Source organism: Streptomyces sp. NPDC001868, assembly GCF_040297125.1.
Lineage (GTDB): Bacteria > Actinomycetota > Actinomycetes > Streptomycetales > Streptomycetaceae > Streptomyces.
On record NZ_JBEOYO010000051.1, the window covers coordinates 51,869 to 67,013 of the forward strand.

At 72.9% G+C, this 15,145-nt stretch carries 13 protein-coding genes; 1 reads left to right on the forward strand and 12 read right to left on the reverse strand.

Annotated elements, in window-relative coordinates; all coding sequences use genetic code 11:
* Positions 1-72: 72 nt before the first annotated feature.
* The 8 genes from ABT147_RS37690 to ABT147_RS37725 all read right to left on the reverse strand — a co-directional run bounded on the left by ABT147_RS37690 (position 73) and on the right by ABT147_RS37725 (position 9,856).
* Entirely contained in the window at positions 73-1,611 is a 1,539-nt protein-coding gene (locus ABT147_RS37690; protein ID WP_351414902.1) for an NADase-type glycan-binding domain-containing protein, read from the reverse strand.
* Positions 1,608-2,165, reverse strand: a complete 558-nt coding sequence (locus ABT147_RS37695) for a phage tail protein (protein ID WP_351414905.1) — start codon at positions 2,163-2,165, stop codon at positions 1,608-1,610. The genes ABT147_RS37690 and ABT147_RS37695 overlap by 4 nt, the downstream gene beginning before the upstream one ends.
* A gap of 133 nt (positions 2,166-2,298) precedes the next feature.
* Positions 2,299-4,257 carry a putative baseplate assembly protein gene (locus ABT147_RS37700; RefSeq protein ID WP_351414907.1) on the reverse strand — a complete coding sequence of 653 codons (1,959 nt, stop codon included), beginning with the start codon at positions 4,255-4,257 and terminating at the stop codon, positions 2,299-2,301.
* Positions 4,257-4,700 (reverse strand): GPW/gp25 family protein, encoded by a 444-nt coding sequence (locus tag ABT147_RS37705; RefSeq protein WP_351414910.1) that lies wholly within the window; start codon positions 4,698-4,700, stop codon positions 4,257-4,259. The genes ABT147_RS37700 and ABT147_RS37705 overlap by 1 nt, the downstream gene beginning before the upstream one ends.
* Positions 4,701-4,779: 79 nt before the next feature.
* Entirely contained in the window at positions 4,780-6,654 is a 1,875-nt protein-coding gene (locus tag ABT147_RS37710) for a VgrG-related protein (protein WP_351414912.1), read from the reverse strand.
* Entirely contained in the window at positions 6,651-7,379 is a 729-nt protein-coding gene (locus ABT147_RS37715; protein ID WP_351414914.1) for a CIS tube protein, read from the reverse strand. The genes ABT147_RS37710 and ABT147_RS37715 overlap by 4 nt, the downstream gene beginning before the upstream one ends.
* A gap of 71 nt (positions 7,380-7,450) precedes the next feature.
* A complete protein-coding gene (locus ABT147_RS37720) occupies positions 7,451-7,876 on the reverse strand; it encodes a phage tail protein (RefSeq protein WP_037695699.1) in 426 nt (141 codons plus the stop codon).
* A gap of 126 nt (positions 7,877-8,002) precedes the next feature.
* Complete coding sequence (locus ABT147_RS37725; RefSeq protein WP_351414916.1) at positions 8,003-9,856, reverse strand: hypothetical protein; 1,854 nt, start codon at positions 9,854-9,856, stop codon at positions 8,003-8,005.
* A gap of 1,459 nt (positions 9,857-11,315) precedes the next feature.
* Here ABT147_RS37725 and ABT147_RS37730 point away from each other — a divergent pair.
* On the forward strand, positions 11,316-11,693 hold the full coding sequence (locus ABT147_RS37730; protein WP_351414919.1) for a hypothetical protein: 378 nt from the start codon (positions 11,316-11,318) through the stop codon (positions 11,691-11,693).
* 281 nt (positions 11,694-11,974) lie between these two features.
* On the opposite strand, the gene ABT147_RS37735 is transcribed toward ABT147_RS37730, so the two are convergent.
* From ABT147_RS37735 to ABT147_RS37750, 4 genes are all read right to left on the reverse strand, one after another.
* The gene (locus ABT147_RS37735) at positions 11,975-12,133 is read right to left on the reverse strand and encodes a DUF6760 family protein (protein WP_351414921.1); all 159 of its coding nucleotides are present in this window, start codon (positions 12,131-12,133) and stop codon (positions 11,975-11,977) included.
* Positions 12,130-12,690, reverse strand: coding sequence for a hypothetical protein (locus ABT147_RS37740; RefSeq protein WP_351414923.1), 561 nt, complete (start codon positions 12,688-12,690; stop codon positions 12,130-12,132). The genes ABT147_RS37735 and ABT147_RS37740 overlap by 4 nt, the downstream gene beginning before the upstream one ends.
* The gene (locus ABT147_RS37745; protein ID WP_005480063.1) at positions 12,690-13,133 is read right to left on the reverse strand and encodes a phage tail protein; all 444 of its coding nucleotides are present in this window, start codon (positions 13,131-13,133) and stop codon (positions 12,690-12,692) included. The genes ABT147_RS37740 and ABT147_RS37745 overlap by 1 nt, the downstream gene beginning before the upstream one ends.
* A gap of 86 nt (positions 13,134-13,219) precedes the next feature.
* Positions 13,220-14,797, reverse strand: coding sequence for a phage tail sheath family protein (locus tag ABT147_RS37750; protein ID WP_351414925.1), 1,578 nt, complete (start codon positions 14,795-14,797; stop codon positions 13,220-13,222).
* Positions 14,798-15,145 lie beyond the last annotated feature (348 nt).

A 15,145-nucleotide genomic window follows, 5' to 3' on the forward strand; every position in this document is an offset into this window, starting at 1 on the left:
TCCGAATGCCCACCCTAGAAGGGGGTTGAGGACTCGTCACGACGAGGGACGGCCGGATCGGGCGGGCCGGTTCTAGCTGGTGCCGGCCGAGCGGCCGAAGAATTCGATCTCGGCTATCGCGACCTGCTTCTTGTCGTCGGCGCCGTAGGCGGAGCGGATGGTGAAGCGGACGGTTTCGGCGTTGCCGACGCGGAACTTGCGGCTCTGGCCGCCGACGGTCTGGTCGAGGGTGAGGAACTTGGTGGACTTGGAGCCGTCGGCGGCGGTGATCGTCGCCTCGATGCGGTGCGGGCGGGCCGACTCCGCGCGCTGGTCCGGCTTCTTCGAGACGCCCGGGATGATGACCACGTCCAGCAGCCGGACGGGCTGCTCGAAGCGGGCCTCGATCCACTCCCCCTCGCCGCCTTGCGTGACACCCGGGCCCCACCAGGTGTTGCTGTAGTTGTCGAAGGCCAGATCCGGCTTGTGGCCGGGGAACGAGCGGGACGCCTTGTAGGTGTCCGGGTGGACCGACGCGCGCTTGGCGAAGTGGTCGCGGGCCGCCTGGTAGCCGTCGTCGGCCTGGAAGGCGAGCGTGACGATCAGGGCGAGGACGACGGCGGCGACCACCCAGTTGAGGATCGCGCCGAAGCCGCGGCGCAGGCGCGGGCGGTCGCCCGCCCACGGGGTCTCCGTGTTGCGGCCGTTCAGCATCCGGCGCCACCACGGCAGCCGTCCCGGTGTCTGCGGCCGGCCGGCCATCGGCATCGCGCAGCGCGCGCAGAAGTGCCGGTCCGGGCGGGTCGGGGTCCCGCACCACGGGCAGGGCACACCGCCCTCCGTACCGAACTCCGGTCCTGGCGTACGGACTTGGGGGCGCTGTACGTCGGGGCGGCCCGGCAGTACGGGCGCGACGGCCGGCTCCGCCGGGGCACGGGGTTCGGGGTCCGCGACGGGGACGAGGAGGGACCTGGCCCGGTCGGCGGCGGAGGGGGAGGGCGAGGGAGTGGGAGAGGGAGTGGGGGAGGGGGACGGTGTGGCAGGGGGTGTTGGTGTGGGGAGGGGGGTGGTGGGGGCCTCGTCGTCGTGGTGGGGGTGGGGGGCCTGGGGGGTGACGGTGGGGGGCGCCGCCTGGGCCTGGGCCTGGGGAGCTGTTGGTGTCCGGTCGGCGGGCGACGGCTCGGGGGCGGCGGGGGGCGCGTCCGTGCGGGTCGGCGCGTCGGCCTCGGGGGTGCGGACGTCGGTGGTGGCGGTCGTGGCGGTCGTGGCCGTTCCCGTTCCCGGCTGGCCGGTGTCGTGGGCCGTGCGGGCCGTGCCCGTGCCGGCGCCCGGGAGGGCGAAGGCGTCCCAGCCGTGCTCGTCGTCGGCCGTCGCGGGGGTGGCGGCGGGGGCGGGGGCCGGGTCGCTCGTACGCGGGCCGGCCGTGCGGTCGGGGGCCGGGTCCGTCGTACGGGCGCCGTTCGCCGGGGCCGTGGCCTCGCTCCTGGCGCCGCCCGCGGTCGCGTGGGCCGGGGTTCCGGACCAGCCGAGCACCGCGCCGCAGGCGTCGCAGAAGGACTGGCCGGGCTCCCCGCGGGTTCCGCATTCGGCGCAGCTCTTGGCCTGGCCGGTGCCGGGGGTCTGGCTGGTCATCTCTCGGGGATCCTTTCGGCGGCGGTCACCTGGACCGTGTAGGGCATGTGGGCGGGGCGGGCGGCGGCCACGAGGCTGTCGAGCCGGTGTTCGTCCGCGGGGGTGGGGTCGGGCAGGCGCAGGGCCACGTGGAGGCGCGGGCGGGCCTCGCCGGGGACCGGGCCGAGGGGGCGGGCGTCCCAGGTGGCGGCGCCGCTCTCGGTGATCTCCGGGGTCACGCCGAAGACGAGGCGGACCGCTTCGGAGAGGCCGCGGCGGGTGCCGCGTACGCGGTGCAGGTACGCGGCGGCGGCGACGGCCGCGCGCAGCCGGGGCTCCGGTTCGGTGCCGTCGGTCTCGGCGCCCACCCAGCCGGCCAGCCACTGGGTGAAGTCCACCGGGGCGAGGGACGGGGTGAAGTAGGAGTCCAGGCAGTCGAGGACGGAGAGGATCGGGGCGAGTACGTCGTCGAGGCCGCCGACGAAGCGTTGGGCGAGGTCGTCGTCGGCGAAGACGGCGGGGAGCATGGTGCCGATGGGGTGGGAGGAGCCGAGGCCGTCTATGGAGCCCCTCATGTGAGACCTCCCCTCGTCGTTGACCGGTGGGGGAGTGGAGTGCCTGGTAGCTCGGGGCCGGCTGTTCGTTGGCGCCTGCGGGTTGTCTTCGGTTGCTCGCGCAGTTCCCCGCGCCCCTCACGGGGCCCGGCCCTCATGGCTTGTCGCCTATCACTCGGACCCGGTGGTCGAAGGAGAAGACCAGGGACGGGGGCGAGAGGTCGATGCGGTTGGTGGGGTCGCCTCGTTTGCCGGTGAGGGGGTCGGCGGGGTGGAGTTGGACGTCGTCGACGAGTTCGACGCCGGGGACGCGCTGGAGGACGGCGAAGACCTCGCCGGACTGGACCGGGCGGCCGAAGGGCCAGCCGCGGCCGTCGGCGCCGCCGGTCAGCGGGTCGAGGTGGCGGTAGAGCGCGTCGTGGGCCTGGCGGCGGACGCGGTCGGTGTCGGTGCCCCGGAAGGCGTGCAGCGTGGCGACGACCGTGATGCCCTGGTAGAAGGGCGGGCCGACAGCCAACCGCGTGCCGATCAGGCGGCGTTCGTCCAGGTGGCGGGTGATACGGCGCAACAGGGCGTCGCCGGGGACGAGTTGCTCGAAGCGGAGGCGGCCGCCCGGGTCCGGGACGGCTTGCGGGACCACCAACACCCGTACCGCGTAAGCGCCGTGCTCACCCTCCTCGCCCTCCAGGCAGGTGATCCGGGCGGTCTCGGGGGCCGCGCGGCGGGCCAGCTCCTCGTAGTCGCGCAGGGTCACCGCACGCTCCTGCGCGCGCAGCGTGATCGGCGCCCGGACCTTCGCCTCCTCCACGGTCTCCGCGTCGACCCCGCCGCGCGCGGCCTCGCGGTTGACGACCTCGGAGACGTACGGGACGGAGGTGCGCAGCACCCGGATGGCGCCCCGGGCGACATTGCCGGCGCGGCCCCCGCCGGTGCGGTAGCGCACGGCGCGGATGACGGCGCCCTTGGGCGCGACGGCCCCGTACGCGCGCAGGGTGCCGTCGGGCTCCCGTACCGCCGGGCCGAAGGCGATCTCGCCGGTGGCGGAGTCGAGGGTGATGTGCCGGTCGTAGGGGGCCGACCCGGCGAAGGAGGGAACGACCTCCCAGTCGGTCCAGCCGTCGTGCTCGGCGGTCTGGAGGAGGACGGGCGGGGTGTCGCCGACCACGGGGTGGTGGGCGAGCCGCAGCCGCTGGCCGGGCAGGCCGGTGGACTCGCCGAGCGCCTCGTCGTACACGGTCTCGGCGTGTACGACGGTGGTGGTGCCGCCGATGGTGAAGGCCTCGGCGGCGCGGACGGTCGGCGAGGTGGTGTAGAAGGGCTGGCCGGGCAGGGGTTCGGTGACCCGGCAGCGCAGCCAGCCGGCCTCCTGCCCGCCGGTGCGGGACAGGGTGTGCCCGGCGGGGATGTGGAGGACCACCTCGCCCGGGCGGTTGAGGCCGCCGGTGGCGTCGCGGTCGACCTCGCACTCCGTCCAGCCGTCCTCGGTCCACGCCTCCCAGACCAGCGGGGGCTGCCGGGGGTCCACGCCGACGCCGTCGACGACGCTGTCCAGCTCCAGCGCGACCGCGCAGTACGGGACGGCGGAGGTCAGGCCGAGCAGCATGCAGTCGCCGGGGCGCGGGGACTCGGCGAAGCACATCAGGTCCTTGCCCTCGGCGAGGTCGGCCGTCCGGTCGGCGACCGGTTCACCGGGCCGCTGGGTGACCAGGTACCGCAACTCGCAGGGCACGACGCTCAGTTCGCGCTCGGTGGCGAAGACGACCGCCTCCTCGCTCTCGGTGCGCAGAGTCGCGACCTCCGTGCCGACGGGCAGCGGTATCGGCTCCTCCTGCGGCGCCGACAGCCAGAAGGTGACATCCGTGCGGGCGGCCGAGGGCGGGAAGAGGGTGATGCCCACCAGGTCCAGGAACGCCAGATGGTTCTTCTCCGGCACCCGGTTGAGCCGGTAGACGATCTGGTCGGCCATGTGGGCGACCGTCTCCACCAGGGTGACACCGGGGTCGGAGACGTTGTGGTCGGTCCACTCCGGGGCCCGCTGCTGGATGTAGCGCTTGGCGTCGTCGACGAACTGCTGGAAACGGCGGTCGTCGAGGTTCGGGGAGGGCAGGGCCATCAGCGGTCGCTTTCGGGACGGTCGGAGCCTTCGGAGTCGAGGTCCGGCTCGTCGTGGGAGGGGATGACGTAGAACGGGAAGACCAGGCTGCGCGGGTTGTTGGTGCCGCGGATCGAGTACCGCACGTCGATGAAGAGGACGCCCTGGTCGGCGCCCGCCGTCACCTCGACGTCGGTCACCTCGATCCGCGGCTCCCAGCGGTCGAGGCTCGTGTACACCTCGTGCTGGATACGGCCGGCGGTGGCCTCGTTGACCGGCGCGAACACCAGGTCGTGGATGGCGCAGCCGAACTCGGGGCGCATCGGCCGCTCACCCGGCGCGGTGGCCAGGACGAGCCGGATGGCCTCCTCGACCTCGCGCTCCCCGCTGACCAGGGCGATGCCCCCGGTGGGTCCGATGCGCAGCGGGAACGCCCAGCCGGATCCGACGAACTGCTCGGCCATCAGTGGGCCGCCCCTTCCTTCTTGAAGCCGTTCCGAAGCCGGGTCGTCCCGGTCGCCCCGGTCGCCCCGGTCGTCCGGGTCATCCGAACGGGTACTTGATCATGTTGACGGAGAAGACGCCCATCAGGTCGACCTTGGCGCCCTTGAGGCCCAACAAGCCCGCGGCGGTGAGCTGCACGGTGCCGACCGAGGTGAGGTTGATGGCACCCGCCGCGTTGACGTTGACCGCGCCGGCCGCCCTGACGCTGACGAGCCCCCCGCCCTGGATGTTGAGTGGCCCGCCGCTCCTGATGGTCAGGGACCGGCCCGCGGTCAGGGACAGATCCGTACCGGCCCGCACGGACACCGAGGTGCCGCCCTTGATGGAGACGGCCCCCTTGCTGTCCACCGTGATCTCGGTCTTCGTCCGGTCCAGATTGATGATCAGCCGGTCGTTGCCGGTGGCCAGGCGGACGCCCTGCTTGCGCAGGCCGGTCTGCTGGCTGAGCAGGTCGACCCGGTTGCCCTCCCGGTCGGACAGGGTGTGCAGGATCGCCTTCTTCTTGACCGGGTCGTGCAGCCACACGTCCTTCACCGGGGTCGGCTTGTCGACGCCGTTGTAGAGGCCGCCGATGACGAACGGATGGTCGAGCGCGCCCCGGTCGAAGCCGACCAGCACCTCGTCGCCGACGTCCATCGGGAAGATCCCGCCGCCGCCCTTCCCGCCCAGCTGCACGGTCCGCGTCCAGTCGCTGACGTAGGTGTCGTCCAGCCACGGGAACTGCAGCTTCACCCGGCCCTGCTTCAGCGGATCCTGTACGTCGGTGACGAGGGCGTTGGCCACACCGGGCAGCCGGGGGGCCGCCGTACCGCCCCCCGAGGTCAGGCCGAACAGCGAGCGCCACTGCCGTCCGCTGACGGTCACCCAGGTCTCGTAGTGGTCGCCGTCGCCGAAGGTGTGCCGTACGGAGGTGCAGGTGTACTTGCCCTCGAACGGCTTGCCCACGTCGGAGAGCGTGATCGGCACACCGGGGCGCAGCAGCGGATTGCCGCGCACCATGACCTCCAGCTCGGCGAAGGCGGAGGTGATGTCGTCGGCGAGCGAACCGGCCGCGTGCGTGACCTCGCTCTGCAGGTCGTACGGGGTGTCGGTCTCGACCAGCTTGGCGGCCTTGAACGGGTTCGCGGCCTTCTGCGGGGTGGTGCCGATGGCGATACCGGGGTTGGCGCTCGCCTTCGTCATCGCGGTGAGCTTCTTCTTCGTCGTGACGTTCCAGCCGCGCGCCTCGACCTTGTCGACCTGGTCGGCGGCGGTGACGGCGGCCCGGCAGCGCAGGATGTCCACCCCGGCCTTGAGCTCGTACGGGCTCTTCTGGCCCGGGGGGCTCGGCGCGGCGGCGCCGGACGCCGGCTTCGGCTTGACGAACTGGAACTTCCCCTTGGCGTCCAGCGACATCACCATCTCGTTCTCGTCGGCGAGCCGCGCGAGGAAGTCCCAGTCCGTCACATTGGACTGGCTGATGAAGTCGTAGACGGTCTTGGTGGACTGCACCCGGCCGATCGGGACGCCGTTCATCCCGGCCAGCTTGCGGGCGATGTCGGCCGCCGTCTGGTTGCGGTACGCCGCCACCCTGCGCACCCGCATCAGCCGGTGGCCCGCGTCGTAGCCGCGTACGACGCTGAAGGTGCCGGTGCCGTCGTAGTCGGTCTCCATGCCGGTGACCTCGCCGGTGAACACCGGGTCCGCCGCGCCCTTGCCGCCGGCCACGGGCGAGATGACCACCAGAGAGCCGAACCTGACGTTCAGTTTGCCCAGCACCAGCCCGTGCGGGTCCCGGAAGGTGAGCCGGAACGCGCCGGGCACCCCGGCCCCGAGGTCGACCCAGCCGCCGACCAGCAGATCGGCGCAGTCGGTCGGTAGCTCCTTGCCGTCGACGGTGACCCGGATGACGTTGGAGAAGGACGGCTTCGTCATCGCAGGCCGACCTCTCCCGCCGCCGGCAGGACCAGTTCGGTGCCGGTGGGCAGCCGGCTCGGGTCGTCGATGCCGTTGGCCTCCGCGATCGCCCGCCACGCGGACGCGTTCCCGTACTCCCGCCACGCCAGCGACTGCAGCGAGTCGCCCGCCACGACCCGGTGCACGCTCCGCGCGGTGAGCGCGCCCGACGTCGGGTTCTGCCCCTCGGTCCGGCTGGGGATCTCGTGCAGCGTCAGCCGGCAGGCGGCCCGGATCGGCACACCCGTCGTCCCGAACAGGGAGTACGTGACGTCCACGGAACTGACGTACGCCGTGAAACGGGCCGTCGAGAACGCCCCCCACTGGAACACCACCCAGGGCGGCGACGGCTGGTCCGCGGCGAGGCTCTTGGCCGTCACCTCACAGCACGACAGCAGGGTGTCCACCTTCTTCAGCACCGTGGTGCCGCTCGGCTTGGCGGAGGAGTCGAGGAAGATCTCGACGTTCATCTCCCGCGGGTCGGGCCCCATGAACTCCGGCAGCGCGCCGTCGCGCACGGCCGCGCTCGTCGTCCGCTTCCACTGGGCGCCCTGGCGCAGCGTCAGTTCGGCCGGGTTGAACTCGAAGTTGAACGTCTTCTTCAGCGCGCCCGGTGTGGTGCTCGTGCCGACCGGCGGCTCGTGAATGGCCAGTGTGGCCCGCACGAGACTCTTGCCCGCGCCGCCCTTGCTGCCTTTCGCCATGTCCTGTCCCTGTCCTGTCCCCGTGCCTGACCCTGTCCGTGTCCCTGTCCGTGCCCGTGTGCTTCGGCCGGTCAGTCCGTGAAGCCGTGGTGGGTGATCTCCAGGACCTCGGTCGCCACGCTCGGGTTCGCCGGGTCCAGGGACGGCCCCTGCCAGCTCACCGGCAGCACGTCGATCAGCCCCCAGTGCGCCACCTCCGAGCCGTCCGCGCGCAGCGCCGCGATCTGGGCCGTCGGGCGCTTCACGCCCGTCGCCACGGACGAGATCCATGCCGCGACCTTCGCCGTGTCCGGGGTCAGCGGCCTCGTCAGGCGGATGTTCGAGAACGTCACACGGGACGGGAACTGCCAGACGAACCCGTTGTTCCCGCCCTCCTGGCGGTGCTCGATCTCCACCGTCGAGGACAGCCCTTCACACCCGTTGAAGTAACCGAGGCTCTCGCCGTCGATCGTCAGCGTGAAGAAGATGGTGGAGCCCGGGTCGAGATCGCGGGGCATCGGGGAGGGCCTTTCTGGTGGTGCGGGGTGGCCGGGGGCGGGTGGAGTGAGTGGGCGGGTGGAGTGGGTGGGTTCGGGCGTGGGTGGCGGGTGGTGAGTGGGGCGGGTGGTCAGTGGGGCGAGTGGTCAGTGGCGGGGGTCGCGGAGTTTGCCGATGCGTTCGCGGTCGAGACGGAGTTCGGTGCGGACGAGGCGGGTGATGCGGCCGATGAGCTTGTGCGTCAGTTCGTCGAGCTGGAAGTCGGTGAGGGCGCGGGGGTCGAACGGGGCACCGGCGGTTCGGGGATCCACGGCGGAGTAGGCGGGTGGGGAGTCGGCGGACGCGGTGCGGTTGGTGGCCGTGGCCGTGGCGTTGGCCGTTGTGGTCGCGGTCGCTGTTATGGGGGTGACGGCTGTGGTTGTGGTGGCGGGGGTGGGGAGAAGGGGGCTTTCTGGAGCTCGCTGGACCGGGGCGGGTGTGGGTGAGGGTGTGGGCGCGGTGGTGGGTGTCTTGGGGGTGGGGGTGGCTTGGCGTTGTACGGCGGGGCCGGTGGGGAGCGCGGTCGGTCGCCGGGGTGGCTGCGGGGGCGCCGTGGGGGCGACGGCGCGGGGGAGCGCGGTGTTACGGGGCGTGGTGGCGGGCTTGTCGGCCGTGAGGCGTTGTACGGCGGGGCCGGTGCCCGGGGCGGAGGGGCGGCGCAGCGGTACGGCGGCCGGGGTCGCCCGACGCTGGACGGCGGGGGGCGTCGTGGTGGGCGGCAGGGCTGAGGTGAGGGCGCGGCTGGGCGTGAGGGGGCGCGCGAGCAGGGGGGAGGAGGGCGTCTTGGGCTCAGACGTTGTGGGAGAGCTCGATCGCCTAAGGGGTTGCGGCGCCGGGGTGGTGGGCGGCTGCGGGGTGTGGGTGGCCGGTCGCGCAGTTCCCCGCGCCCCTTCGGTGCGCTGCCCTTGGGGTGCGGTCGGGACGTGTGCCTTCGCCGGGGGTGCCGTTGTCGCCCGCTGTACGGGACGGGGGCCGGCGGAGCCGGGGATGGGCCGCGCGTCCTGGGGTGGGGTGGAGAGGGGGGCGCCGAGCAGGGGGCGCTGACGCGGGGTGGGCGTGGTGGCTCGGGGGCTGCCTGCCGGGGGTGGGGCCGGGGGGAGCGGGGTGGGTGTGGCGGGGCCGGAGGTGGGCGCGCCGAGGCCCATGCGCTTGGGGCCGGCGGGGGTGCTTCGTTGTATGGGGTGGGTGCCGGTGCCGGTGCCTGTGTTTGTCGATGGGCGGGCGGAACGGGGTGACCCAGCGGGCGGGTTGGGCGCGGGGGTGGGTGCCGTACCGCCGGGTGCCGGTTGGCTGTTGATGGCTGTGCTGCCGGTGGGCGTGGCTGTCGTACGGCCGGCGCCGGTCGTCGTGGCCCGTTGGACTTCGACGGCTCCGGTCGAGGGGGCGGCTGCGGTACGGCCGGCGTCGGCCACCGTCTTGGATGCGGTGCCGGAGGGGGACGTCGAGGTGGTGCCGGGGCGGGCTGTCGCGCGCTGGACGCTCGCCGCCGGGCTTCCTGGGGTGGTCGCCCGTGCGTCGGGAGTGGGGCCGGCGTGCCCTGGTGTCGTACGGGCTGTCTCGCCCGCCGTGTTGCCGGGCCCGGCCACGGGCCGGTGGACGTCGACCGCCGGTGTGCGCGGGCCGGGGGCTGTTGCGCTGGGGTTGGCCGGAGTACGAGTGGGCCCCGTCGCCGCGCGCCGGACGTTGACCTCGGCGTGTGCGGGTGTGGTGCCGGGGGTGGGGCTCGTGCCGCTGGGGCCGGTTGCCCTTTCCGTGGTGGGATTGGCTGCCGCACCGGCGGAACTGGTCGCCGAGCGCTGGACGTTGACCCCGGGTGCACCGGGGGTGAGGCCCGTGCCGTAGGAACCGGGCGCCGTCCCGGCGGGGTTGGCTGCCCTGTGGCCGGAGTCCGCTGCGACAGAGCCGGAGTTGGCCGCCGCCCGCTGGACGCCGAGCCCCGCGCGACCGGGGTCGGCTGCCATCGCGTCGCCGGAGCCACTGGTCGTACCGGCGAAGCCGCCCCGGGAGGCGTCAGCGCCAACAGCCGGTGCGGCGGGGGCCGTTGCCCCGACCGTGCCGCCGGACGCGCCGACGGGACTCGCACCCGAAGAGGCCGAGCCCGAACGCGCACCCGCATCGGCCGGACCCGAGGCGCTACGCCCGGACGCCGCCCGCCCCGACACGGAACGCTGCACCGTGGGTCCGCCGGAAGCAGTGGGCCCGAGTGAGGCACCACCGGGGACCGCGTGCCCGGTCGAAGAGCCGCCGGAGGCCGTGTGTCCGTGCGGGGTGGTACCCGAGGTAGCGTGCCCGCCCACTGACCCACCCGAGGCTGTATCCGCAGGTGACGTGCTCCCCAGGGCGCTGCCCGACGCCGAAGGCCCAGCCGAGGATCCGCCCGACGCGGAACGTTGTACCGAGGGCCCGCCGGAGGCCGTGTGTCCGCGCGAGGCTCCGTCGGCGGCCGTGCTGCCGGTCGAAGAGCCACCGGAGGTCGTGTGCCCGTGCGGGGCTCCGCCGGGGGCAGTGCGTCCGGTCGCAGAGCCACCCGAGGTCGTATCCGCAGGTGAAGTACCCCGCGAGGCGTTGCCCGATGCCGACTGCCCGGCCGGGGAACTGCCCGTCGTGGAACGTTGTACCGAGGGCCCGCCGGAGGCTGTGTGCCCGAGTGAGGCACCACCGGGGGCCGTGTGCCCGGTCGACGAACCATCGGAGGTCGTGCGCCCGAGTGAAGCGGCGCCGGGGGCAGTGCGTCCGGTCGCAGAGCCACCCGTGGCTGTATCCGCAGGTGAAGTGCCCCGCGAGGCGTAGCCCGATGCCGACTGCCCGGCCGCGGAGCCGCCCGACGCGGAGCGCTGTACCGAGGGTCCGCCGGAGGCCGTGGGCCCGCGCGAGGCGCCACCTGAGGCTGCGTGCCCCTCCGTAGATCCGCCCGACGCGGGGCGCTGCACCAAGGGTCCACCGGAAGCCGTGGGCCCGCGTGAGACTCCGCCGGTGGCTGTGTGCCTGCCCGCAGAATCACCGGGGGCCGTGTGCCCGTGCGGGGCACCGCCCGAGGCCGTGGGCCCCTCCGTAGAACCGCCCGACGCCGTATCCCCTGGTGAAGAACCCCCCGAGGCGCTGCGCGGAGCCGACTGCCCATCCGTAGAACCGCCCGACACGGAACGCTGAACCGAGGGTCCGCCCGAAGCCGCGTGCCCGGACGAAGAACCACCGGGGGCCGTGTGCCCGTCCGAGGAGCCACCAGGAGCCGTGTGCCCGCGCGGGACACCGCCCGAAGCCGTGTGCTCGCCCGTCCCCGCATCCCCCGCCGCAGCACCCCCCAACGCCGCGTACCCACCCGAGGCACCCCCCGAAGCCGAACCCCCCGAAGCCGCAACCCCCGATCCCCCGGCCGCCCCAGATGCCTGCGGGCGTGCCGTCGGCAGGGTGCGGCGTTGGATGGCGGGGGGTGCGGCGGGGGACTTGGTCAGTGGGGTGGGACGGGTGGTGCGGGGCGGTACGGGAGTGACCCGGGGGCCGGTCGGGCGGGACGGTGTGACCTGGTACGGCGCGCGCTGGACCGGCCGTGGGGCGGCGGGTGCGCCGGCCGGGGCCTCGGGCTCGTCGGTCGCCACCGGCAGGGTGCGCGAAGGCAGTTCGAGTCCGCCGACGGGGGTCGCCGACGTGGTGAGGACGTCCTTGATCAGCCCGCCCGGCGCTCCGGGCAGGACTGCGTGGGACAAGGTCCCGGTGAAGGACGGGTTCTGCCAGGTGCTCAACCGCCCGCTGAACCCGGCGTCCGCGACAACGGCCCGCCCCCCGACGGCGGCCCGCTGAATCGGCGCGAGCCCCTCCCAACCACGGACCGAACCAGCACCACCGGCCCCAGCAACACCACCACCCGAACCAACACCACCGGCCGAAGCCCCAGCACCGACCGAAGGGTCATCCCCGGTCGAAGCCCCGCCCGCCCCGCCCACGGCGCCCACCGCGCCCACGCCACCGCCGGAGCCGGCCCGGTCGTCCGGGTCGGCCCCGGTGGGTGAGCCGTTCCCCGGGGTGCCGCCCCGGCGTCCCGCCGGCCCGGCACCCCGTAGGCGATCCAAGAACCCCACGTGTCAGCCCTCCGCCCCGCCCCGTGTCACGAGGGACGCGATCTGTTCGGTGTAGCGGCGGCGGTCATGGTGTTCGAGGTCGAGAATCTCCTCGAAACCCCAGTGGAAGTGGAAGGCGACGTACGCGATCTCCTCGTGCAGCCGGTCGGTCGCGTACGTCACGATTCCCCCAGGCGGCTCCCGCCGAGTTCGACCTCGAAGGGTTCGGAGCAGTGGGGGCACTCCACGGCCGCGCGGGTGTGGCCCTCCGCGTTGACCTGCCGGTAGAAGTCCTGGAGGAACGCGAGGTCGGACGCGAACATGTTCTCCACGATCCCGTCGTGGACCATCGGCAGATTGCCCAGCCGGGTGATGACCCGGCCGAGCAGTACGACCGACAGATACGCGGGGTTCTCCTGGACACGGACGTCCCGGAGCGGGATCAGCTCGTCCCGGGCGGTGGCGAGACGCATCACGCCCTCCCGGTGGACGTTCCCGGCCTCGTCGACATAGCCGCGCGGCAGTTCGAACGGGAACTCCGTCCGCAGCCGCTGCGCCACCGGAGCGGGCGCGGGCGCGGATGCGGGCGCCGCGGCAGGCGCGAACCCGGACGCGGCCGGAGCCGAGTCCACCCCCGCACCCGCCACTCCCGTACCCGCACCCGCCACCACCGGCTCCGCACCCGGTACGTCCACGATCGAGCCGACGCCCGCGCCCACCCTGCCAGCCGTACGCCGCATTACTCGATGACCAGTTCTTCGAAGACGATGGTCACGGTCTCGGTCAGCGCGGACGCCTCGCCGGCCTTGAGGGTGCTCGCGTCGATCTTGCTGCACCAGGCGTTGCGCATGTTGTACCGCTTCACCGGGTTGTTCTGATAATCCATCATGATGATCGACGCGTTCTTACGGGCCGAGCTCATCTGACCGTTGATCGAGTCGTTGATCCACGTGTTGAACGCGGCCGACTGCGTCATACCGCGCACGACCGTGCACTGCCCGTTCTTCTGCACACCGGGCAGCAGGTTGACCTCGGGCCGGCCCTGGGCGGAGTTCTGCTGGTACGTGATGACGTCCTGTTCGAGGGTGAGGCCGCTGACCTCCGCGAGGTACTCGACCATCACCCCGTCGATCTGCAGGCCGAAATTGTGTGAAGTAAGGGCGTCACCCGGCGCGAGACTCATCTGTTCTGGTTCCTTCTCAAGGGGCTGGGGCTGGAGGATCTAGGCGAACGGCTGGCGTACCAGCGGAGGCGGAGGCGGCGGACCGCCTACTCCTCCAGCTCCCCGCTGCCGCTGGAGAACTGGGCCAGCCGGAAGATCACGAACTCGGCGGGCTTGACCGGGGCGATACCGATCTCGCAGATGACCCGGCCGAGGTCGACCGACTCCGGCGGGTTGGTCTCCTCGTCGCACTTGACGTAGTACGCGTCCTCGGGCCGCTGGCCGAACAGGGCGCCCTGGCGCCACTCGTTGACCAGGAACGCCGAGACGTTGCGCCGGATCCGGGCCCACAGCGCGTGGTCGTTCGGCTCGAACACCACCCACTGGGTGCCGATCAGGATCGACTCCTCCAGGTAGTTGAAGTACCGGCGGATGTTCAGGTAGCGCCAGGCCGGGTCGGAGGACATGGTGCGGGCGCCCCAGACGCGGATGCCGCGGCCCGGGAAGGCGCGGATGCAGTTGACGCCGATGGGGTTGAGCAGGTCCTGCTCACCACGGGTGATCTGGAGTTCGAGGTCCACCGCGCCGCGTACGACCTCGTTGGCGGGCGCCTTGTGCACACCGCGCTCGAAGTCGTTGCGGGCCCAGACACCGGCGACGTGGCCGCTCGGCGGGATGACCCGGGACTGGCCGCTGGCCGGGTCGAAGACCTTGATCCAGGGGTAGTAGAGGGCCGCGTACTTGGAGTCGTACCCGGCGGTCTCCTGGCGCCAGACCCGGATCTGACGGGCGTTGAGGCCGGGCGGCGGGTCGATGACGGCGACGCGGTCGCCCATCAGCTCGCAGTGCGCGATCAGACCGAGCTGGACCGCCTTGACGGCCTCCAGGTCGATCGCGCCGCGCTGGTAGGCGGCCATCAGGTCGGGCACGGCGACCATGGAGATCTCGTCCACGGCCTCCAGACCGCCGAAGCCGGTGCGGTCGGCGGAGTCGCCGAGGTACTGGGCCGGGCCCGGGTGGGCGTCGTCCGTCGCGGCGGGCGTGACGGCGGCGGGAGCGGCGGGGGCGGCCAGGGCCACGGTCTGGTTGTCGGGGCGCGCGAGCTGCGCGGCCGGCGCCGTCTCCTGGACCGTGATGAGCTTGGAGCGCTCCTTGACCTGGGTGACGACGTAGTTCCGGCCGCCCTTCTTGGCGGTCACGTCGAAGGTCTCGACCGGCTTGTCGCCGTCCTTGACGATCAGCCTGAAGCGTTCGGCGGGACCCTCGCCCTCGGGGTCGGCGACCTCGACGCTCAGCGAGCCGCCCGCGATGGCGGTCACACTGAACGTGCCCAGCTGCTTCGGCTCGCCCGGCGGCAGCGCGGCCGGCGCGGCGGAGCCCGTCACGGCGGCCGGACCCCCGGCGGACGCGGCGCCCTGCTCGGTGCCGCCGACGCGGACGACGTACGCGGCGCTGCCACCGTTGTTGAAGAACCCGTACACCGAGTGCGCGAGGTAGTAGCCGTCGGTGAACTCGCCGAAGGCGGCGACGTACTGGGACCAGTTGGTCACCAGGGTCGGCTCGTTCAGCGGGCCGGTCGGGGCCAGGCCGACGAAGGCGGCCACCGAGGTGCCCACACCCTCGATGGGACGCGAGCCGCTGGCCACCTCCTCGACGTAGACGCCCGGCGACAGGTAGGACGGCATGCTCTGCTCTCCTTGGGGTACGAGACAGGTCGCCTCTCACCCTCACGCGCGAAGCGCGTCCCCCGAAACGTCCTCCGGTACCTGATCGGGGGCATGTCCGTTGCCCCCAGGGGCAGTCCGGCGCGGCGTTCGGGCATGGTGAGCCTGCACCTTCTCCTCGTGACCGGGTCTCGGCCCGCCCGGTAGCGTCCCGATGTGAGCCTTTGGACTTCCCTCGAACCCGCCTCCGCGACCGTGGACCCGGGGAGCAGTACGACCGTTCGGCTGCGTCTGCGCAACACCGGTGACGTGGTCGACGAGTACCGCTTCGAGCCGGTCGGTGACATCGCGCCGTGGACGACCGTGGAG